At 50.3% G+C, this 20,479-nt stretch carries 17 protein-coding genes; 1 reads left to right on the top strand and 16 read right to left on the bottom strand.

Annotated features, from left to right (window positions below; all coding sequences use genetic code 11):
- Positions 1–27: 27 nt before the first annotated feature.
- The 16 genes from XMM312_RS00660 to XMM312_RS00585 form a co-directional block, all read right to left on the bottom strand.
- On the bottom strand, positions 28–279 hold the full coding sequence (locus XMM312_RS00660) for a YheU family protein (RefSeq protein WP_371731417.1): 252 nt from the start codon (positions 277–279) through the stop codon (positions 28–30).
- Complete coding sequence (gene ligA, locus XMM312_RS00655) at positions 279–2,606, bottom strand: NAD-dependent DNA ligase LigA (RefSeq protein ID WP_173480393.1); 2,328 nt, start codon at positions 2,604–2,606, stop codon at positions 279–281. Before ligA ends, XMM312_RS00660 begins: the two co-directional genes overlap by 1 nt.
- An 11-nt stretch (positions 2,607–2,617) precedes the next feature.
- Positions 2,618–4,255 carry a cell division protein ZipA C-terminal FtsZ-binding domain-containing protein gene (locus XMM312_RS00650; RefSeq protein WP_173488518.1) on the bottom strand — a complete coding sequence of 546 codons (1,638 nt, stop codon included), beginning with the start codon at positions 4,253–4,255 and terminating at the stop codon, positions 2,618–2,620.
- 46 nt (positions 4,256–4,301) lie between these two features.
- The gene (gene ccmI / locus XMM312_RS00645; RefSeq protein ID WP_173488517.1) at positions 4,302–5,549 is read right to left on the bottom strand and encodes a c-type cytochrome biogenesis protein CcmI; all 1,248 of its coding nucleotides are present in this window, start codon (positions 5,547–5,549) and stop codon (positions 4,302–4,304) included.
- Positions 5,549–6,010, bottom strand: coding sequence for a cytochrome c-type biogenesis protein (locus XMM312_RS00640; protein WP_173488516.1), 462 nt, complete (start codon positions 6,008–6,010; stop codon positions 5,549–5,551). Before XMM312_RS00640 ends, ccmI begins: the two co-directional genes overlap by 1 nt.
- Positions 6,007–6,540, bottom strand: coding sequence for a DsbE family thiol:disulfide interchange protein (locus XMM312_RS00635; RefSeq protein WP_173480389.1), 534 nt, complete (start codon positions 6,538–6,540; stop codon positions 6,007–6,009). Before XMM312_RS00635 ends, XMM312_RS00640 begins: the two co-directional genes overlap by 4 nt.
- 9 nt (positions 6,541–6,549) lie before the next feature.
- Positions 6,550–8,511, bottom strand: coding sequence for a heme lyase CcmF/NrfE family subunit (locus XMM312_RS00630; protein ID WP_173488515.1), 1,962 nt, complete (start codon positions 8,509–8,511; stop codon positions 6,550–6,552).
- The gene (ccmE, locus tag XMM312_RS00625; protein ID WP_173480387.1) at positions 8,508–8,969 is read right to left on the bottom strand and encodes a cytochrome c maturation protein CcmE; all 462 of its coding nucleotides are present in this window, start codon (positions 8,967–8,969) and stop codon (positions 8,508–8,510) included. Before ccmE ends, XMM312_RS00630 begins: the two co-directional genes overlap by 4 nt.
- Positions 8,966–9,145, bottom strand: a complete 180-nt coding sequence (gene ccmD, locus XMM312_RS00620; protein WP_173480386.1) for a heme exporter protein CcmD — start codon at positions 9,143–9,145, stop codon at positions 8,966–8,968. Before ccmD ends, ccmE begins: the two co-directional genes overlap by 4 nt.
- A gap of 55 nt (positions 9,146–9,200) precedes the next feature.
- Entirely contained in the window at positions 9,201–9,950 is a 750-nt protein-coding gene (gene ccmC, locus XMM312_RS00615; RefSeq protein WP_173480385.1) for a heme ABC transporter permease CcmC, read from the bottom strand.
- Between the two features lie 5 nt (positions 9,951–9,955).
- A complete protein-coding gene (gene ccmB, locus XMM312_RS00610) occupies positions 9,956–10,636 on the bottom strand; it encodes a heme exporter protein CcmB (protein WP_173480384.1) in 681 nt (226 codons plus the stop codon).
- Positions 10,636–11,286: a cytochrome c biogenesis heme-transporting ATPase CcmA gene (ccmA, locus tag XMM312_RS00605; RefSeq protein WP_173483860.1), complete on the bottom strand. Its 651-nt coding sequence runs from the start codon at positions 11,284–11,286 to the stop codon at positions 10,636–10,638. The genes ccmB and ccmA overlap by 1 nt, the downstream gene beginning before the upstream one ends.
- 79 nt (positions 11,287–11,365) lie before the next feature.
- Positions 11,366–11,986: a 3'-5' exonuclease gene (locus XMM312_RS00600; protein ID WP_173480382.1), complete on the bottom strand. Its 621-nt coding sequence runs from the start codon at positions 11,984–11,986 to the stop codon at positions 11,366–11,368.
- A gap of 40 nt (positions 11,987–12,026) precedes the next feature.
- Positions 12,027–13,853, bottom strand: a complete 1,827-nt coding sequence (locus XMM312_RS00595; RefSeq protein WP_173482869.1) for a DUF294 nucleotidyltransferase-like domain-containing protein — start codon at positions 13,851–13,853, stop codon at positions 12,027–12,029.
- Between the two features lie 244 nt (positions 13,854–14,097).
- Positions 14,098–15,813 (bottom strand): sodium:solute symporter family protein, encoded by a 1,716-nt coding sequence (locus XMM312_RS00590; RefSeq protein WP_173482870.1) that lies wholly within the window; start codon positions 15,811–15,813, stop codon positions 14,098–14,100.
- A 10-nt stretch (positions 15,814–15,823) separates the two neighbouring features.
- On the bottom strand, positions 15,824–16,078 hold the full coding sequence (locus XMM312_RS00585) for a DUF4212 domain-containing protein (RefSeq protein WP_173482871.1): 255 nt from the start codon (positions 16,076–16,078) through the stop codon (positions 15,824–15,826).
- Positions 16,079–16,357: 279 nt separating this feature from the next.
- On the opposite strand from XMM312_RS00585, the gene XMM312_RS00580 reads away from it, so the two are divergent.
- Positions 16,358–20,278 (top strand): NahK/ErcS family hybrid sensor histidine kinase/response regulator, encoded by a 3,921-nt coding sequence (locus XMM312_RS00580; RefSeq protein WP_173488514.1) that lies wholly within the window; start codon positions 16,358–16,360, stop codon positions 20,276–20,278.
- The last annotated feature ends 201 nt before the right edge of the window (positions 20,279–20,479 follow it).

Raw genomic sequence — 20,479 nt, 5'->3', positions numbered from 1 at the left:
TTGAGCCAGGTTTAATCAGCTAATCGCTTATTCTGAGGCTTGCTCTGCGTTCTGCTGCTGAATCTTGGCAAGATCTTCAGCAGGGATAATGGTTGTGGTCTCGGTTTTACTGTCGAACATGATCAGCGCTTTACCGGTAAGGATCTGCTCTCTCACCTCTTCGACACGCTCTTCAAGACTCACTTCCTGTTCACCGTAGTCTGTCCCATCACGGGTAACAAACTCTTCGATCATGCCACGTAGGGCATCATCCGAAAGCATATTCGCTGGAACAATCACTACACTCTTCCTAACAACTGGTTAAATTCATTTTCATCTAGCACGCGGATGCCCAACTGCTCTGCTTTGGCCAATTTGGACCCAGCACCGGGTCCTGCGACCACCGCATCCGTTTTGGACGAGACACTGCCAGAGACCTTCGCACCCATCTCTTGAAGAAGCGCTTTCGCTTCACTGCGTCCCATAGTTTCAAGCGTACCAGTAAGCACCCAAGTCTGCCCTTCTAATGGCGCACTGGCGTCGCTGACCCTTCTCTCAGAGTACCAATGCATACCGAACTCAATCAGCTGCGTTTCAAAACGCTGCAGCTGTTGGCACCAAGTCTCATCTTGGATCGCTTCTAGGACGCCAGCTGCCGCACGACTACTCAATTTAGGCACAGCTTTAAGCGCATCTTCATCTGCAGCCAAAAGCGCTTCGACTGTTTCAAAATGGGCTGCCAAAGCCTTAGCACCGGTCGCTGCTACACCTTTAATGTTAGACCCCTCAATCAGCTCAGCAAAGCTGACACTGGCCTGCAGCTTGGCGGCAATCTGCTCCTGCTCTTCCAGTTGAATGCCTAACGACAGGAGATCATCCAGAACCTTCTGGTTATGTTCCTCCGCCATAAAGTGGGTAATCTCATGGGCTACTTCCAGACCAATATCTGGAAGAAGGGTCAACGTACGAGACTGCGCCTGACGAATTCGTTCAAGCGTCCCCAAACTTAGCGCTAAAGTTCGAGCCGTCTCTTCCCCTACTTCAGGAATACCGAGGGCATAGATAAAGCGAGCTAGAGAGATGGTTTTAGACTGACCGACCGCATCGATCAGGTTTTGCGCTGACAGCTCAGCATATCCCTCTAGGGTTAACACCTGATCTTTGGTCAGTCTAAACAGATCCGCAGGTGATTTAACCAGCTCACGATCCACCAGTTGTTCAATCGCCTTGTCGCCCAGACCATCAATATCGAGCGCTTTACGAGAGACGAAGTGGATCAACGCCTGCTTCAACTGGGCACTGCAACTGAGGCGCCCAACACAACGGTAGACCGAACCTTCGACCTTCTGCTCCTGTCCTTTGCTGCGCTTAACGAGCTGCACACGCTCCACCTCAGAGCCACACACAGGACAAGCAGAAGGGATAGCAATCGGTTGTTCATCACCGGTGCGACGATCGGTTGCCACTTTGACGATTTGCGGAATAACATCACCTGCGCGGCGAATAACAACCCAATCCCCTACTTTCGCATCCAGTCGCGCGATCTCGTCCATGTTGTGTAGGGTGGCATTACTGACCGTGACTCCACCGACGAATACGGGTTCTAAACGAGCAACAGGGGTCACAGCACCTGTACGGCCAACTTGGAAATCAACATCGAGAAGCTGTGTCACCTCCTCTTGGGCAGGGTACTTAAACGCCGTAGCCCAGCGAGGATCACGTGAGCGGAAACCTAGGGTCTCTTGCACCTCTCGCGAATCGCACTTCAATACCACGCCATCTATGTCATAAGGGAGAGCGTCACGTTTAGCACCCAGAGCCTCGATGTAGTCGAAACAGGCATCCGCGCCCTCAACACGAGCGATTTGATCACTGATCTTGAGGCCCCAGCTATTAATTAACTGCAAGGTCTCATAGTAACTATCAGGCAGCTCATCGGAACCAACGCCCGTTCCATAACAGCAGAAGGTCAAAGGACGACTGGCGGTAATCGATGGGTCGAGCTGACGCAGGCTGCCTGCTGCAGCATTACGCGGATTCACAAAGCTCTTTTGACCCGTCTCACGAGCCTGTTGATTGAGCGCTTCAAACCCAGCCCGCGGCATATAGACCTCGCCACGCACTTCAATACGCTCTGGCCAACCCGCTCCCATCAATTTCAGAGGGACACTTTGAATGGTGCGTACGTTGCTGGTGATATCCTCACCGGTAGAGCCATCTCCACGGGTCGCTGCTCGAACCAACATGCCGTTCTCATAGAGGACGCTGACGGCCAGACCATCCAGTTTTGGTTCAAGCGTAATCGCCAGAGAGGCATCACTCTCCAACCCCTCTTGAGCACGACGGTAGAATGCATGAACCTCATCACGATTGAACTGGTTGCTCAGACTCAGCATAGGGATCTCGTGCACCACCTCGGCGAAGCCACCCTCGGGTTTAGCGCCGACACGTTGTGTTGGCGAATCCGCGGTGACTAACTCAGGGTGGTCTGCTTCGAGTGATTCAAGCTGGCGATAGAGATGGTCATACTCAGCATCCGTGACCGAGGGATCATCGAGTACATAATAGCGATAGGCGTGCTGTTGGAGCTGCTCTCTGAGCTCCAGAATCTGTTGTTCAATCGACATAAGGTTTGGACTTATTTGGATTTGCGAGTACGACGGCTCTTAGCGCGTGAACGAAGCTTGTAGGCCTTCACCAACTCACGATAGTGCTCTTGAGTTTGTGGGCGCATCACTGAACGATCACTGTCGAGCATCTCACCGCCCAGTGCCTTAGCCAACGTCTCCGCCGTGGCCAACATGCAATCAACCGCGTAGGAAGGATCACGTGGTTCGGTCATCGACATAAAGAAGGTGACCGCAGGCGTCTCATGTTCAGCCAAGGTCTCTATGTTGAATGAGCCAGGTTCACCCACATCACTCATGGTAAATTGAATCGGTGAGTGATCACTGTTGTCTTCGTAACGATGGAAAAGATCCATCTGACCAAACTCCATACCACAGCGCTCAACCACGGTTTGAATATGAGCACCCGATAGCGAGCCACCCTTAGGTGCAACGACAAAGACAACTAAGCGGGTTTCTGGATCACTGAGATCAAGTTCACGGAACTGTCGTCCGGTCGATGGAGATGCAGCGGCGACTGCAGCCTCTTGAGTCTCGGAGTCCTGCATAGCATCACTCTGGTCGTTCAGCTCAGGCTCTTCGATCTCTGGCAGCGAGCTCACCAGTGATTCAATATCCTCAAGCGGTTCATCAACGGCATCTACATTAGGCTCAAGAAGCTGATCGAACTCACTGGTCTCTGGTTCGGGCTTTTTGACAGGTGATTTGCGTTTACGAACTGGCTTCTCTTTTTTGGCGCCCGCATCGACCAACTCATGAATTGGGCGATCTAGATCTAGACCAAATAGGTCATCGACGTGACCGACAGGTTGTTCTGCAACGGGTTCAGGCTCTGGCTCTGGCTCTGGCTCTGGCTCTGGCTCTGGCTCTGGCTCTGGCTCTGGCTCTGGCTCTGGCTCTGGCTCTGGCTCTGGCTCTGCAGTCTGTTCGACTGTAATCTCTTGTTCAAGCGCCTCTTCAGGTGACTCGTCAGCAATTTCAACTTCAGGGGCTGCGGGCTCTTCTTGAACGGTTTCCTTTTGAATCACCTCTTCTTGGACGAACTCTTCTAGTTCGGCTTCTTCGATGGGTTGCTCAAGCGTTTCTTCAGGCTCAGTGCTATCTTCAGGCTCAGGACTGTTCTCAAGCTCAAGGCTACTTACAGGCTCAGGACTGCTCTCAAGCTCAGGGCTGTTCTCAGACTCAGGGCTGTCAATAGAGAGCGTCGGCTCACTGGGCTTAAGATTGGTTTTGCGAGGAGCCGATACGATACCTTCATCCGATAGGCTATCAAATGGATCGGGCTCAAGATCATCGACTCGAAGATCAGCGAGAGGGTCATCAATCACTGGCTCAGCTTCAACAGAGGATGGTTCAGGCTGCGCCGTTAGACAATCAAGTGGGTCTTCAGTTTGACTGGCTTGCTGAGCTTCGGCTGCCATTAAGGCATCGATATCGGGGCGCTCAACTTTGCGCTTTACTCGAGCACCCCCGTTAGGCAGTTCAGGATTATGTTTATCGGCAATTTCATCAGTGTCAGTCGATTCAGAGGAGGGATCGATCTTCATGCGGATTCGATTGGAGCCACCGCTGATACGTCGCCATCCATCGACAAGGATAAGCAGAATCAGCACGGCACCTGCCGCCATCAACCAATCTCTTAACTCCATTAAACGCTATCCTTGAACCACTGAAATTTATGCTTTTTGTAAACCCCTACTTTACAACTTCAGAGACCACTATTTCTAGTGGTTGAGACAAACCTTTTGTAGGTATATCAGTGATTTCCGCAATCATATCGCCAGGCTGTGGCGTCACATCTCCACTAAGACTGATTCGGGCGCTGACTGAAACGGTCTCATAACCCGATAGACGGGCTTGAGGTGTCATCGCATTGGCATCACTTAACACCAACTCAACCGGCAAATCGGCCGCCGTTAAACGCACACCTGCCAGTGGCATACCACCCTCTAAAGGACGCGCAACAATGAAGACTGGCGTCTCTGCTGGTACATTAGCGAGCAGTTCAGCAGCCACTGACACTTTTACGGGTATAGCCGCCATCGCAGGCATTTCGATATCGCTGACATCTTCACCCAAGGCGATTAACTCATTTCGAGCACGCTCAACGCCATTCTGTAACGACTGAGCAGAAGCACCGTCGGCATTGATTAGCGCTTTTGACCAGAAGCCAATCGCATCGCGATAGGCCTTACGCTCAAAGGCATCGATTCCCAAAATGCCTAGTGCTGTGATTTCGAACGGTTCCGCCGCTAGCGTTTTATCAACTTGGTCACGAACTTCAGGCGTCATGCCACCGGCAACGAAGAACATAGACTGTGCCAACTGCCCCATCACCGTCGCATACTGAACATCCTGAGGCGTGAGGTAGGCTAAGGTATTTTGATAAGCCTCCAGCGCACCCTGATAATCTTGCTGGCCCATCAGAGTGCTGGCTAACAGATACCATCCTTCTGGGTTTGCGGGTTGTAGCTCCAGCTCTTTACGCAGCTGATCAATCGCTTCTTGCAGCGTGGGCTGACGACCATCAAATGGATCTTCAGACATGTTCAGTGCCACTTCTAGCGCTGGTGCACTACCGACTTTGGCGTAAAGCCCTAATGAAGCAACCACCACCACTAACGCGATAAAAGAGGCAGCCATAAACTGTTTAGTTGAGATCGATTCGGAACTGAGCGAACGACTCTCCGTGCTGGCATCAATCAGCAAGTTCTTTTCAAGCTCTGTTTTAAGAACGGCAAAGTCTTCTTGTGACAATGATCCCGATGCGACCTCTTGCTCCAACTCCTGAAGACGATCTTTAAAGACTTCGACGTTATCGCGTTGCGGGTCAGAGGTAACGACCGTATCGACTTTATCTTTGAACTGTTTCCAAACCGGGTAGATAACAAACAGAATGGCTACGACCGATAACAGCGCAATACCCAACCACAAATACAACATTACTCTTTATCCTGTTTTAAAAGCGCATCGAGACGTGCCTGATCATCAGAGCTTAGCGCTGCCTCGCTCACTTTTCGACGCGAACGGCGCTGCCATACAACCGCTAAAATCACTAACACACCAAAGCCCAATACTAAAAACGGCCCATTCCATAGCAACCAGGTCTGGCTGTTCATTTTGGGGCGATAGAGAACAAAGTCACCGTAGCGAGTCACCATAAAATCGATGATGGTCTCATCTTCAGCACCCTCATCGATCATACGAAACACCTCGGTGCGTAGGTCTTTTGCGATTGGGGAGTCCGAATCGGCGATATTCTGGTTTTGACACTTCGGACAACGTAGTTCAGCCGCTAATGCATGGAAACGTTTCTCATCTTCCACCGATTTAAAGTTGTGGGTATCAATGGCTGCAAAGCTAGAGGTCGAGAGCAGAACCAACAGAAACAGTGCGCGAATCATGAGGCTTCACCCTTGATCGTCTCGATGACGGACGAGAGATCCTGCCAAACTGTTGCATCCACCGCACCAACATGACGGTAACGAATAACGCCCTGCTGATCGATCACGTAGGTCTCTGGAGCACCGTAGACTCCTAGATCCAATCCTAGACGGCCCTGAGGATCGAAAACAACCTCTTTGTAAGGGTCTAGGTAGCGACGTAACCAATCATTCGCTTTGGTTAAATCGTCTTTATAGTTGATGCCATAAATGGTGACACCCTGGCTGGCCAACTGATTAAGGAAGGCGTGCTCCTCTTTACAGGTGGGACACCAAGTAGCCCAGACATTAACCAGTGCGATATCGCCTTTAAAATCGTCCACCGTCAGCTTGCGACTTGGATCAGTAACAGAGGTCAACTCAAACTCAGGCATCGGCTTGTTCAACAGTGCCGATGGCAGTTCACGCGGGTCTAGGTATAGACCCTTCCAAAGAAAGAAGCCTAAACCGATAAAGAGCGCCAGCGGTGCAAATAGAAACAGTTTCTTCATGACGACTCCTTAGGCCAATTTCGCATCGCGCTGCGACATCTTACGGTAACGTTTGTCCATCGCCGCAAGGAAACCGCCAAAAGTCATCAACAGACCGCCCAACCAGAGCCAGCGAACATAGGGCTTAAACTGCAGACGAATCGCCCAAGCACCATCCTCTAGAGGCTCACCCAGTGCCACATAGAGATCTCTGAATAGACCCGCATCAATCGACGCTTCGGTCATCACGTTGCCACGGGCAGTATAGAGACGCTTCTCGGGTGTCATGACTTCGTAGAGTTGACCATCCTGGTAGACGTTGATGACACCCTTGTCAGAGGTGTAGTTAGGTCCTTCAACGTGCTCGATACCTTTAAATTCAAAGACATATTGTCCAACCTCTTGGCGATCACCGGGCGCCATACGCAGATCACGATGTTCAGTAAACGCTGAGACCATCGCGATACCCACCGCAAGCACTGCCATACCCAAGTGTGCCAAATGCATACCCCAGTAAGCACGAGGTAGTTTCTTCAGAGAGGCAAAGAGTGAACCTGAACGCTTACCGGCACGATCGTATAGATCGACCAGTGCACAGAAGACGATCCAGTAGGCCAAGATAATGCCCACATAAGTCCAGTGATCCCAACCCTCGCCACCACGAATCATCATGGTTGCGACGCCAAAGACGACGGCAAGCACTAAAGGACCGATCAGACGTTTGAGCAGTTGAGATGCATCAGTTTGACGCCAGCGCACCAGCGCGCCGACACCCAGAGCCACCATCAGCAGAGCGCCTAGAGGCACCGTCAAAGCATTGAAGTAGGGAGGTCCAACCGACATTTTACCCATGCCCAGAGCATCAATTAGCAGAGGATAGAGGGTGCCTAGTAGCACAGTGAATGCGATGACTGTCAGTAGAACGTTGTTGACCAACAGCAGAGTTTCACGCGAGACCAAGGTAAAGCTAGAGTCACTCTTCACCTGAGCGGCACGAATGCCGTAGAGCAGAAGGGAGCCCCCAATGGCCACTGCAAGCATGACCAGAATGTAGAAACCTCGTGCTGGATCCGATGCAAAGGCATGCACCGAGGTCAGAACGCCGGAACGAACTAAGAAGGTTCCTAACAGGCTGAGCGAGAAGGCAAAGATCGCAAGCAGTAGCGTCCAGCTTTTGAAGACACCACGTTTTTCAGTGACTGCCAGACTGTGAATCAGTGCGGTGCCAACCAGCCAAGGCATTAACGAAGCATTTTCGACCGGATCCCAAAACCACCAGCCGCCCCAGCCAAGTTCGTAGTAGGCCCACCAACTGCCCAGTGCAATTCCCAGCGTCAGGAACGCCCAAGCGACGTTAGTCCATGGACGTGACCAGCGAGCCCAAGCGGCATCCATACGTCCGCTCAACAGGGCTGCAACAGCAAAGGCAAACGCAACCGAGAAGCCAACATAGCCCATGTAGAGCATTGGAGGGTGAACAATCAAACCAAAATCTTGCAGCAGTGGGTTAAGGTCAGCACCCTGTGCCGGAGAACGAGGTAAAAGACGCTCGAACGGGCTTGAAGTAAAGATGACAAAAGACAGGAATCCGGTCGTGATGATGCCTAACACACCCAAAACTCGACCTATGATGTCCAAGGGCAACGCTTTACTCTTCAGAGCAACAGCCAAAGTCCAGCCAGCAAGGGTGAGCACCCAAAGTAGAAGAGACCCCTCATGACCACCCCAGACAGCACTGACACGGTAGTACCAAGGTAGGGCCGTATTAGAGTTATTGGCAACGTACTCAACACTGAAGTCGTTGGTTAAGAAGGCGTAGACCAGAAAAGCAAAGGCCAGACCAACAAAAAAAGTTACACCGATCGTCAGCGGGCGAGCGTAGCTGACTAACAACAGGCTCGAACGCTGAGCACCTACCATCGGAACAACCGACAGCAGAATGCTTAAAAACATAGCTAAGATTAGAGAGTAGGTTCCCAGTTCGGCAATCACTTGTTGAACTCCTCTTTTGAAGGCATCGGCATCTTACCGCTCTTCTCTAACGCTTCTGCCACTTCAGGCGGCATGTAGTTTTCGTCATGCTTCGCAAGAACTTCAACGGCTTGCAGTGTGCCAGAGGCGTCAAGTTTACCCTGCGCAACAATGCCCTGCCCTTCACGGAACAGATCAGGAAGAATACCGCTGTACTCAATGGCAACCTTGTTCTCGTAGTCGGTCACCTCAAAGGTAACACGCAACGAGTTTGGATCGCGTTTCACACTGCCTTCAACGACCATGCCGCCGGCACGAATACGGGTGTCTGCAGGGGCTTCACCCTTGGCAATCTGAGTCGGAGAGTAGAATAGGTTAATGTTTTGACTCAGTGCATACATCGTCAGACCGATCGCTGCACTGGCGCCAAATACAATCATAAGAACAATGATTAATCGCTTTTTACGTTTTGGATTCATGACTTAACACTTTCACGTTGAATGCGGCGGCGAAGCGAACGACGAGTCTCGCGGCCTTGAATAATGGGCAGATAAAGGCAGAGTGCGATGGTCAGCAGACCCAGCCCATAACTTAACCAGACATACAGGCCATGACCGCCCATATTTAAAAAATCTGCAAAGGTTTCAAACGCCATAGTTCACCTAAAATTTGAGTTGGCTGTAAGGTAGTGTCATTTTCTGACGCAAACCTTAACTACCAAGAAGCTCTTTTACCCAGCCTGCACGGCGTTCGCGAGTTAAAATCTCATTACGAAGACGCAACATCATCGCTAGCCCAAACACTAAGTAGAGAGCGATCACCATCACCAGAAGTGGCATCCACATCTCAGCGGGCATGGCCGGTTTCTCTGTGATTTTAAAAGTGGCTGGCTGATGCAGTGTGTTCCACCACTCCACCGAGTATTTAATGATCGGAATGTTAACCAGACCCACCAACGCCAATACAGCTGTCGACTTAGCGGCTGTGGTTTCACTCTCAATGGCCGAGTTGAGCGCCATCACCCCCAAGTAGAGGAATAGAAGCACTAACATTGAGGTTAAACGTGCATCCCAAACCCACCAAGAGCCCCAGGTAGGCTTACCCCAAATAGCACCGGTTGCCAGAGCTAACACAGCGAGCGCAGCTCCCAGTGGCGCCACAGATTTGGCCACCATATCGGCCACTTTCATCTTCCAGATCAGGCCAATTGCACCGGCAATCGCCATCAACATATAGAAGCTCTGCGCCAGAATCGCCGTCGGTACATGCAGATAGATAATGCGGAAACTGTTGCCCTGCTGATAATCCGATGGCGCAAACGCTAGCCCCCACACCAGACCAATAACAAACAACAGACCACCAATGGCCGCAAACCAGGGAATCAATTTACCGGTGATCGAGTAACACCAACGAGGTGATGCCAACTGATAGAACCAACGAGGTAACCAACTACTAGCCATAACTTTTATCCACTCACTGAAATTCGTAATGCCGCACCGGCTGCAATAGGCGCCAATGCCAATGCTAATGCCAACATAGCCCCCAACAGCGCCAGATAACCATCTAGGGGCAAACCTGTTACTGCTGCTTGTACGGCGCTAGAGCCAAAAATGAGCACCGGAATATACAAGGGCAAAACCAACAGAGAGATCAACACGCCACCACGACGCAGACCCACCGTCAGTGCTGCACCGATCGCACCGATCAGTGACAGCGTTGGAGTGCCCAACAACAGACTGAGCATCAACCCGGGCATCCCCTCCGAAGGCAAGAACAACATCACACCCAAAAGGGGTGCCACTAAAGTCAACGCCAAACCTGATAGCAACCAGTGAGCTAACACTTTGGATAGCACCACTAAAAAGACTGGCTGAGGTGATAGCAGCAACTGCTCTAACGAGCCATCTTCGTAGTCCGATTTAAACAGGGTCTCCATCGACAACAGTGTTGCCAAAAGAGCCGCTACCCAGACCAGACCGGGGGCTAACTGAGAGAGAAAATTCGGCTCTGGGCTAACTCCGATTGGAAAGAGTGACGCGACAATTAAAAAGAAGATCAGCGGATTCACCAGTTCGCTTTTGCGACGAAACGCGAGCGTAAGATCACGCTTAAAAGTCTGCTTAAACAGCTGTAGAGTGGAACTCATTATGACCACTCCCGTTGAGACGAGGCGAAGTGTTCAACATTGATGGTATGCAGAGGAATCTCTGCACTAAGATCCTGGTGCGTAGTCATAATGACACTGCCACCCGCTTGAATGTGCTCAACCATTAACGCCTCTTTCGCTGCCACACCAATTTTATCGATTGCTGTAAACGGCTCATCGAGTATCCAGAGTTTCGCTCTGCTCATATAGAGTTTTGCCAGTGCGATACGACGCTTCTGACCGGCGGACAGCTGATGCGCAGGAACATCTTCAAACCCTTTCAAACCCACACTCTCTAGTGCTTGTTGCGCTCGACTAGCGTCCAAAGAGGGGTGTAATGCACACTGCCAATGCAGATTCTCCTCTGCCGTCAGCATGGCACTGACACCGGCTTGGTGACCTATGTATAGAAGTTCTGATAGGAATTGCTCTCGCACCTCATCCATTGGCTCACCACGCCAATAGAGCTCACCTTCATAGTGTGAGCTGAGGCCACACAAAATACTCAGTAGCGTCGTTTTACCGGAGCCATTGCGTCCTTCGACCTGCCAGATTTCACCTTCGGAGACAGTCAGCTGTAGCTGATCGAACAGAATACGATCATCGCGCTCACAAAATAGGGATTGGGCTGTTAAAAGCGCCTGCGCCACAAAGACTCCAAAAGGTTAGCAAATTACAATTCATGAAATTATAACCTTATTACCATCTGTAGTCAGGTAGAGATAGCAGTTAAAGCGGAGTATCTCCGTGCTTAAGACGGACATACATCAACGCCACTGATATTGCGTCACCTAACGCCGTATGACGTTGAATCATAGGCATATTCAGTTTGTCAGCAATAGTGTCGAACCGCAGGTCGACATCACCCCCGACGTGGCGCCACTTGATGATGTCGTGATAGACATGTGATAGCTCGATCGCCTTGTTGGGAAGACCAAAGCCAAACGCTGGACGCAAGAACTTATCGAGCATGCGAATATCGTAGTTGACGTAGTAGCCGAGGATGGGGCGATTACCGACAAACTCCAACACCTGCTCCAGCGCCTCCTCAATGGAGACACCGTCGGCCAGATCGGCTGCGCGGATTTTATGGATTTTGATCGATTCAGCCGTCAAATCAGCCGGTGGTTTCAATTTAATATCAAGACGATCACTGGTCTTTACGCGCTTACCTTTGATTTTGACGGCGCCAATCGACAGTATTGATGCCTCGCTGACATCAAGACTGGTTGTCTCACAATCTAACGAGACAACCTCATCACCCTCATACTGATCAAAAAGAGAGACCCAACGCGGATCTTTAACCGCACGTTTGTCTTTAAATTTGCGTATAGCACGAGGCAATATCATGTTTAACCAATATCCTTTTGGTTCAGAAGCACTATTCAGCTTAGCTCGACAGATGGAATCGGGACGTTAGTGATTTCTTAAAGCTTTTCACGACTAACAGAGCATCCCTTAACAACTCTCTATCCATTTTATTCAATTGTTGCAACTCAATGATATTAGGCGTTGGGTCTATACCGTCCTCTGCCTGTTCTGCACGACGGATCTGCTGACGCAGACGAATGTTCACAAACAGACCCAAAGCCTCTGATATATCTTTAGAGACACTCTCTTGCATTACCCCTGCATCGACCAGGGCCTCTAAACGCTCAAAGGTATTGGTAGCAAGGATTCTCTGCTCAAGCGCGAAGGTTCTTACGCCATGAACAATAGGAAAAATTCCGCCCTTCTTGATATCTAACTCACCACGCTCTTTTAAATTGCCAAAGAAGGTTAACGGTGTATCAAACTCAACCGCCGCTTTAGCAAAATGTGAGAAGAACAGATCATTGTTACGCATAGTACGCAGGAACCAGTTTCGAGCCACTTTAAACAGTGCTACGTTACCCGCGACCGGCTTGGCATCCACCGCTATCGCCAGTCGCATCTGGTCCTCGGGATCGCTGCTCATCGACCAGTCCTGCAGTTTCTGGGTCCAGTCATCGACTGAATTGATCCACTCAGGGTTAGAGACCATGATATTGCCGGGACAAGGCGGGAAGCCAAACGAAATTAACGTCTCACTAAAGCGCTGCATGGTCTGTCGCTTTTCAGCCCAGTTAAGGCCATTACGAAAGATCAACGCGTTGTCTTGATCCGTCTTCATGATCTGCTCACCGCGACCTTCAGACCCCATCACAATCAAGCAGACGTGAGGCTGCATATCGGCCGGCACCACCAGATCAAACAGCTTAGCGATGATCCGTTTATTCATCGCCGCAAGAAGATCCATAGTAAAACGAATACGAACACCGGTAGAGATCAGCGCTTTGATGAGGTTGTTCAACCCTGTTGCTGCCTCTCTGAGATCCTCTATCGTACTGGCTCGCTCAAGGCGCAGACCAATCACGTGCGAGTGACTAGAGAAGTAGGAGAGCACGTCCGTCAGTTGCACCACGCCAACCAGGGTATCGCCCTCCATGACAACCACACGCTCGATCTGTTGCTGCGTCATAATGACCAAAGCGTTAAAAAGGAAGTCATCCGGCTTACAGGTGATCAATCGATAGGTCGCGATGGTCGCAACATCCTCATCGACTGAACCATCATTGAGAACAATAGCATTGAGAATATCGGTACCAGTCACCATACCAATACGACTACCACGACGAACTAAGACCGAATCCGACTTAGTCTCGCGCATCAGTTGAGTCGACTCTTTAATGCTAGTCCCTTCATTAACGATCAGAGGGTCACGAACCACCGCTTCCTCTATCGTCGCCAGCATAAACTCAGCCATATCCTGGCCTTCGCCCTGCTGCGCAACGATTTCTGATTTCGCGGCTAGATTTTGTTGGAAATAGTCGGCAAAACCGGGATTCGAGTCGATCAGCTCAAGCAGGATATCGGTCGAGAAGATATGACAGATCGTCTCCTCTTCAGCGGTAAAGTTATGAATGGCAGAGCCATGCATCGCGGACCAACCACCAAAGTAGTCCTCATTCTCATAGTGCATGAAGACGTGTAGCATCTCATCATCTTCATCCTGAGGCTCACTCTCTGCTACGCGACCTCGAAAGACCACATAGACACCTTCTGACTGATCACCCGCTTTAATGATCACCTCACCAGATTGGTAGTAGCCGATATCAAGATTGGAGCGCAAGAACTCCTGTTCGGACTCAGTCAGCAGGCTAAAAGGGAGATTCCCCATCTTAAAAGAATCAGGCATTGGACCCTCACTTCGGTCGTCGAATAATCAATTGAGTATTGCGCGTTTTAGAAAAAATTGCAGGAACTCAAATCAACTTTTTCTGAAAAGCATCACGGTTTCAGTTTCACTAAATTCGTTCCTACAAAGTTACGTTGTAGGAGTGAATTGGAGCGCTGCGACAAACCCCGACATCTAAACAAAGCCACCATCGGCAATTAAAAAAGGCGCCCCGAAGGACGCCTTTCTCATTATCAGCTAGCGCTTAGTGAGACTGAGCTGCGCCCGCACCACGTGGGATACGGATGTCTTCAACGATCTGCTGGATTTCAGCAGGTGGCTCAGCTGTCATAGAAGAGACAACTTTAGCCACAACGAAGTTCAGGATCATACCCACAGTACCGAAGCCCTCTGGAGAGATACCGAACCACATTTCGTCTTTAGTGCCGCCCATGAACTTGAAGTACACGATGTAAGCCATAGTCGATACGATACCAACGACCATACCAGCGACTGCACCTTGAGTGTTCATGCGCTTGCTGAAGATACCCATTAGGATCGCAGGGAATACAGAACATGCTGCTAGACCGAATGCCAATGCAACTACCTGTGCTACGAAGCCTGGAGGGTTAACACCGAAGTAACCGGCTACAAGAATCGCAACTACTGCCGCACCACGTGCGTATAGAAGCTCCTGCTTGTCGGTGATGTTCGGATTGATGGTTTTCTTCATCAAGTCGTGCGAGATCGATGTCGAGATTACCAACAGTAGACCCGCTGCTGTTGATAGTGCCGCTGCCACCGCACCTGCTGCCACTAGAGCGATTACCCAAGCTGGAAGCTGAGCGATCTCTGGGTTAGCAAGTACCATGATGTCACGGTTAACTGTTAGCTCGTTTGCATCTGTTTTGCTGTAGAAAACAACGCCATCGTTGTTTTTGTCTTCCCACTTGATAAGACCAGTGTTTTCCCAACGAGCGAACCACTCAGGGATGTCTTCGTATTTAACACCCGTGTTAGCAACGCCAGAAGCCGCAGTTTCAGCAGTACCGTTTACAGTCTGGATTAGGTTTACGCGACCGAAGCCCGCAACACCTGGTACAGATGTGTAAAGGATAGCGATGAAGATAAGCGCCCAACCCGCTGAGATACGCGCATCTTTTACGCGAGGTACAGTGAAGAAGCGAACGATTACGTGAGGAAGACCTGCAGTACCACACATTAGTGCAGCCGTCATGAAGAATAGGTCAACCGTAGTTTTAGAACCTGCAGTGTACTGAGCAAAACCTAGCTCAACAGACAATGCATCCAGAGTCGCAAGTACTGACTGACCGCTCTCCAGAGTTGCACCTAGTGCAGTCTGTGGAAGGAAGTGACCAGTTACCTGAACTGATAGGAAGATCGCAGGAACCATGAATGCAAGAATCAATACACAGTACTGAGCAACCTGAGTGTAAGTAATACCCTTCATACCGCCTAGTACAGCGTAGAAGAATACGATCGCCATACCGATGATTACACCAGTATTGATGTCTACGTGTAGGTAACGTGAGAATACGATACCAACGCCGCGCATCTGGCCAGCTACGTATGTGAACGAGATGATGATGGTACAGATAACCGCAATCGTACGAGCAGTGTTGCTGTAGTAACGATCACCGATGAAGTCAGGCACTGTGAACTTACCAAACTTACGTAGGTAAGGTGCAAGTAGCATCGCTAGTAGTACGTAACCACCTGTCCAACCCATTAGGTAGGCAGAAGCATCACGACCGATGAACGATACGATACCCGCTAGTGAGATGAACGATGCAGCTGACATCCAGTCCGCAGCAGTCGCCATACCGTTTGCAACTGGTGGTACACCACCGCCTGCAACGTAGAACTCTTTAGTTGATCCGGCACGTGCCCAGATCGCAATACCAATGTAAAGGGCGAAAGAGCCACCTACAAATAGAAACGTTAACGCGTCAAGACTCATGATTTACTCCTTACTCGTGAACGTCATATTTTTCGTCAAGTTTGTTCATGCTAGACACGTAAGCCCAGATCAACGCGACGAATACAAAGATTGAACCCTGTTGAGCAAACCAGAATCCTAGCGGGAAACCGAAGAATTGGATTTGATCAAGAGCATCGACGAATAGCACACCGCATCCAAACGATACGACGAACCAGATCGCCATGTAGGTGATAATAATGCGAAGGTTCTCACCCCAGTATGCCTGCGCATTTTCTTTGGTCATTGACATAACCTATCCCTTTACAAGTTGTTGTTATAAACAAAAAGGCTGTGATTACCACAGTTGTAGACATCATACCTAAGCCATCTCCCTAAAAGGAGAGCAACTTTAGTCGCACAGACTTAAGTAAGTGGCTGATTTTAATGATTTTTCAAACTTTTAGATATACCTTTATAACTAAAAATACATCAAATACACTGTTTTTAAGCATTAAACTGAAACTTTTGGTCGAAACGGCACAAATCGTTAGAATGCTAGGCAACTGTTGTTAGGAATTACACCATGCTGTCAGGTCTATCCGTCACCCTCATCGCTTTAGGCTACCTTGGCCTACTCTTTGCGATCGCTTACTTGGGCGATCGAAGTCGTGCCGGGAAGAGCTGGGCGGGCAACCCGATCATCTATTCTCTCTCCTTAGCGGTTTACTGTTCATCTTGGACCTTCTATGGTGCCGTCGGACGAGCTCATACCACTGGTTGGGAGTTTTTGGCGACCTATATAGGGCCGGTCATTGTCTTCATTTTGGGCTGGCAGGTCATCGAAAAGATCAGTCGTGTCAGTAAACAGCAGAACATTACTACTATCTCCGACTTTATCTCGTCACGTTACGGCAAAAGTCAAACCATCGCCGTTCTGGTTACAGTCATAGCGGTGTTGGGAACCATTCCCTACATCGCACTTCAGCTAAAAGCGGTTGCAGTGAGTTACAACGCGATTGCGCCTGCTGCGACCGAGGCACTGAGCAAAGGTAGTGATACCGCCCTTGTAGTAGCACTAACAATGGCCCTATTCGCGATTCTGTTTGGTACTCGCCATATCGATGCCACTGAGCACCATCAGGGTTTGGTATTAGCCGTTGCGTTTGAGTCGGTCATCAAATTGACCGCCTTCCTTGCGGTCGGTTTCTTTGTCACCTTTGAATTCTATGGTGGTGTAGAGCAGACCGTTGCCAGCGTTCAATCGCAACTGCACTCGATAAACTTTTCAGGTTCACTGTTTGCGGGGAGTTTCTTAACTGAAATTCTGTTGGCCTGTGGGGCGATCATCTGTCTACCACGCCAGTTCCACGTGACCATTGTCGAGAACATCAAACACAACAACCTTAGAATCGCCCGCTGGCTCTTCCCCACTTACCTATTCCTGCTAGCGCTATTTGTTCTGCCCATCGCGTCGGCCGGTGCTATCTCACTGCCAACCTTCGCGCTTAACCCGGACTCTTGGGTACTGACCTTACCGTTAAGCCAGGGCTATCCTGGACTGGCAACCTTTGCCTTTATCGGTGGCCTATCAGCGGCGACCAGTATGGTTATCGTGGCCTCTATTACTCTGGCTACCATGGTCTGTAACGACATAGTCATTCCTATTCTGCTGCGCATTCCGAGTCTTCGCATTGCAGAGAGCAAAGATCTTGGCCGACTACTGTTAAGTGTGCGCCGTATCACCATCTTCATGCTTCTGTTGATGGGCTACTTCTACTACCGAATTTTGGGGGACCAGGGTTCCCTCGCCTCCTTTGGTCTACTCGCCTTTGTCGCAGCGATTCAATTCTTACCCAGTATCATCGGTGCGTTGTACTGGAAAGAGGGCAACCGAAGCGGTGCCATTGCTGGCTTAGTAAGCGGCTTTGCACTCTGGTGCTATACGCTAGTCTACCCTGTATTCGAAGTCGCCAATTTAGTTCCTGATACACTGATACGTGACGGTGTCATTCCAACTTGGTTACAACCAACCTCCCTATTTGGAATTCAAGGAATTAACCCACTGACTCATGGTGTCATCTGGTCTCTGGGAATTAACATTCTGGCCTACTACCTAGTATCCAACCTAACGCGCGCCCGTTTAGTAGATCGAATTCAAGCCAGTGCGTATGTCGATAGCCGACGTGACGAAACAACAGAGCCAGGCCGTCAGACGACACCCGTCACCATCAGCGACCTGCAGATGCTTGCAGAGCGTTTCTTGGGCATTCGCCGCACACAAGAGGCGATGAACGAGTATTGGAGCAGTCGCGATGAAGAGCCATTGCCAGCGGGTGTCAAAGCGGATAACGAACTGATTCAATACATCGAACGCTTACTGGCCGGTGTGATCGGTGCGTCTTCAGCTCGAATCGTCATGGACTCGACACTGCGCGGTAAAGATATGCAGATTGGCGATGTCGTTGCGATTGTTGATGAGGCATCACAGGCACTGCGTTTCAACAAATCGCTGCTACAGTCGACCATTGAGAACGTCTCTCTGGGCATCAGCGTAGTCGATCAGAAGTATCGTCTGGTTGCATGGAACCAAAAGTTCATCGACATGTTCGACTACCCAGAAGAGCTAATTAGCGTCGGCCGCCCCATCGAGGAGATTATCCGTTTCAACGCGGTTCATGGTGAGTATGGATTCTCTGGAAACTCCATCGATGAACAGGTTGAACAGCGCATGCAGCTGCTGCGTTCTGGCAAACCGCACGGGTTTGAACGTTATCGCCCGAACGGCCAAGTGTTAGAGGTACGCGGTAACCCGATGCCCGATGGCGGTTACGTCAACACCTACATGGATATTACCGAGCACAAGCGTGTCGAAGACGCACTGCGTGAGAGTGAGCAGAACATCCGCGTCTATACCGACAACGTGCCGGTCATGATCAGCTATCTCGATCCGGAGCAGAACTACCTATTCGTCAACAAAGCGTTTGCTGATGGCGTTGGCATTAACCGACATACCATTGCCGGCACACCTAGTCATACCATCATGCCTAAAGATCAGTATGAGTTGCGCCAGCCGTTCGTGAGACGTGTATTGCAGGGTGAACGTGTCAAATTTGAAGCTCGCTTACCGACCCAAGACGATTCACTGCGCTTTGCTGAGTTAACGATGATTCCGCACATTGGCGAGTACGGGGACATCTTGGGTTACTTCACACTTTACCAAGATATCACAGAGCGCCGTAATGCCGAGATCGCTCTGCAAGAGACTAATGAAAACCTTGAGAAACGTGTTGAAGAGCGCACCCAAGCGGTATCCCTAATTAACAAAGAGCTGCGCAAAGAGAACACCGTCCGTGCGCTAATGGAAGATGAACTACGCCAGGCCAAATCGGATGCTGAAGCGGCCAACTTAGGTAAAACACGATTCTTGGCTGCGGCCAGCCACGACCTGCTGCAACCACTGAATGCGGCTCGTCTCTTCACATCGGCGCTGGCTCAACAGAGTCACCAGAACGAGACCGCACAGTTGGTTGATAACTTGGATGGTGCTCTGCGATCAGCGGAAGAGCTCATTACTGCCATACTGGACATCTCCAAGCTGGATGCCGGTGCGCTAGAGCCCAACATGACTCACTTCTCTGTCCAAAACGTCTTCTCGAACCTGGATACTGAATTCACCGCTATGGCGGAGAAGAAAGGGCTGAAATTCAAGAGTATCGACTGCAAAGCGGTGGTGCATTCAGATCAAACACTACTGCGTCGTATTCTGCAGAACTTCATCTCAAATGCGATCCGCTACACCAACTCGGGCCGAGTACTGCTGGGTGTTCGCCACCACAGCAAGTTTATCCGCATTGAAGTATGGGATACCGGTGTCGGCATTGCAGAGGATAAGATCTCTGAAGTCTTTGAAGAGTTTCGTCGCATCGACAACCCACGCCACTCAGAGGTACAGGGTCTCGGATTAGGCTTGGCGATTACAGAACGTATCGCCAAGATGCTGAAGCATAAGCTGAATGTTCGATCCTGGCCGACCAAAGGCACGGTCTTCAGTGTTGATGTTCCGCTGGGCGACCCTGCACTTGCTGTGAAGCAGAAACCACAACAGCGTGGCTGGATCCGCTCGAAAGGCCTAAACGGCGTCAACGTATTGGTGATCGATAACGAACCGAAGATCCTAGAGGGGATGACCGCACTACTGACCGGCTGGAGCTGTGAAGTACGAACCGCCCTCTCCATTCAAGCGGCTGTTGAAACCTGTAGCGATGGTTCATTCAGACCGGACATCATGCTGGTCGATTATCACCTAGGTGAGACCGATACCGGCATCATGGCACTGAATGAGTTAGCTGAACTGGGACTCGGCGACGTGCCAGCGATCATCATCACCGCCGACCGAACCGACGAGGTCAAAGCTGAGATAACAGAACATGGTGCGATACTGCTGAACAAACCGGTTAAACCAGCCGCCCTGCGCCAACTGATCAGCAAAAACGTCACGAAATAGCTGTTGGAGCGGTCTTAAAAAGGCCGCGATTTTTTGATGGCGGTGTCTGGCCTTCAGCCTGACACCACATTCTAATTACGCTACCAACTTTCTGGAATACGCTGATAGAGCAGATGACACAAAACTGAAAGGATCAGTTTTGAACAGCTTTAGCTGGCCCGAAGGGTGAGAGCAGGAAGCTCGAATAGCCTAAAGCCAGTC

Source organism: Marinobacterium sp. xm-m-312, assembly GCF_013283295.1.
GTDB lineage: Bacteria > Pseudomonadota > Gammaproteobacteria > Pseudomonadales > Balneatricaceae > Marinobacterium_E.
The sequence above is the reverse complement of the archived record's forward strand: the minus strand, read 5'-3'. Positions and strand labels throughout refer to the sequence as shown.

Coding starts and splice junctions, on each gene's coding strand:
- ligA (WP_173480393.1), bottom strand. CDS start 2,606: ATGTCGATTGAACAACAGATTCTGGAGCTCAGAGAGCAGCTCCAACAG.
- XMM312_RS00650 (WP_173488518.1), bottom strand. CDS start 4,255: ATGGAGTTAAGAGATTGGTTGATGGCGGCAGGTGCCGTGCTGATTCTG.
- ccmI (WP_173488517.1), bottom strand. CDS start 5,549: ATGTTGTATTTGTGGTTGGGTATTGCGCTGTTATCGGTCGTAGCCATT.
- XMM312_RS00640 (WP_173488516.1), bottom strand. CDS start 6,010: ATGATTCGCGCACTGTTTCTGTTGGTTCTGCTCTCGACCTCTAGCTTT.
- XMM312_RS00635 (WP_173480389.1), bottom strand. CDS start 6,540: ATGAAGAAACTGTTTCTATTTGCACCGCTGGCGCTCTTTATCGGTTTA.
- ccmE (WP_173480387.1), bottom strand. CDS start 8,969: ATGAATCCAAAACGTAAAAAGCGATTAATCATTGTTCTTATGATTGTA.
- ccmD (WP_173480386.1), bottom strand. CDS start 9,145: ATGGCGTTTGAAACCTTTGCAGATTTTTTAAATATGGGCGGTCATGGC.
- ccmC (WP_173480385.1), bottom strand. CDS start 9,950: ATGGCTAGTAGTTGGTTACCTCGTTGGTTCTATCAGTTGGCATCACCT.
- ccmB (WP_173480384.1), bottom strand. CDS start 10,636: ATGAGTTCCACTCTACAGCTGTTTAAGCAGACTTTTAAGCGTGATCTT.
- XMM312_RS00600 (WP_173480382.1), bottom strand. CDS start 11,986: ATGATATTGCCTCGTGCTATACGCAAATTTAAAGACAAACGTGCGGTT.
- XMM312_RS00595 (WP_173482869.1), bottom strand. CDS start 13,853: ATGCCTGATTCTTTTAAGATGGGGAATCTCCCTTTTAGCCTGCTGACT.
- XMM312_RS00590 (WP_173482870.1), bottom strand. CDS start 15,813: ATGAGTCTTGACGCGTTAACGTTTCTATTTGTAGGTGGCTCTTTCGCC.
- XMM312_RS00585 (WP_173482871.1), bottom strand. CDS start 16,078: ATGACCAAAGAAAATGCGCAGGCATACTGGGGTGAGAACCTTCGCATT.
- XMM312_RS00580 (WP_173488514.1), top strand. CDS start 16,358: ATGCTGTCAGGTCTATCCGTCACCCTCATCGCTTTAGGCTACCTTGGC.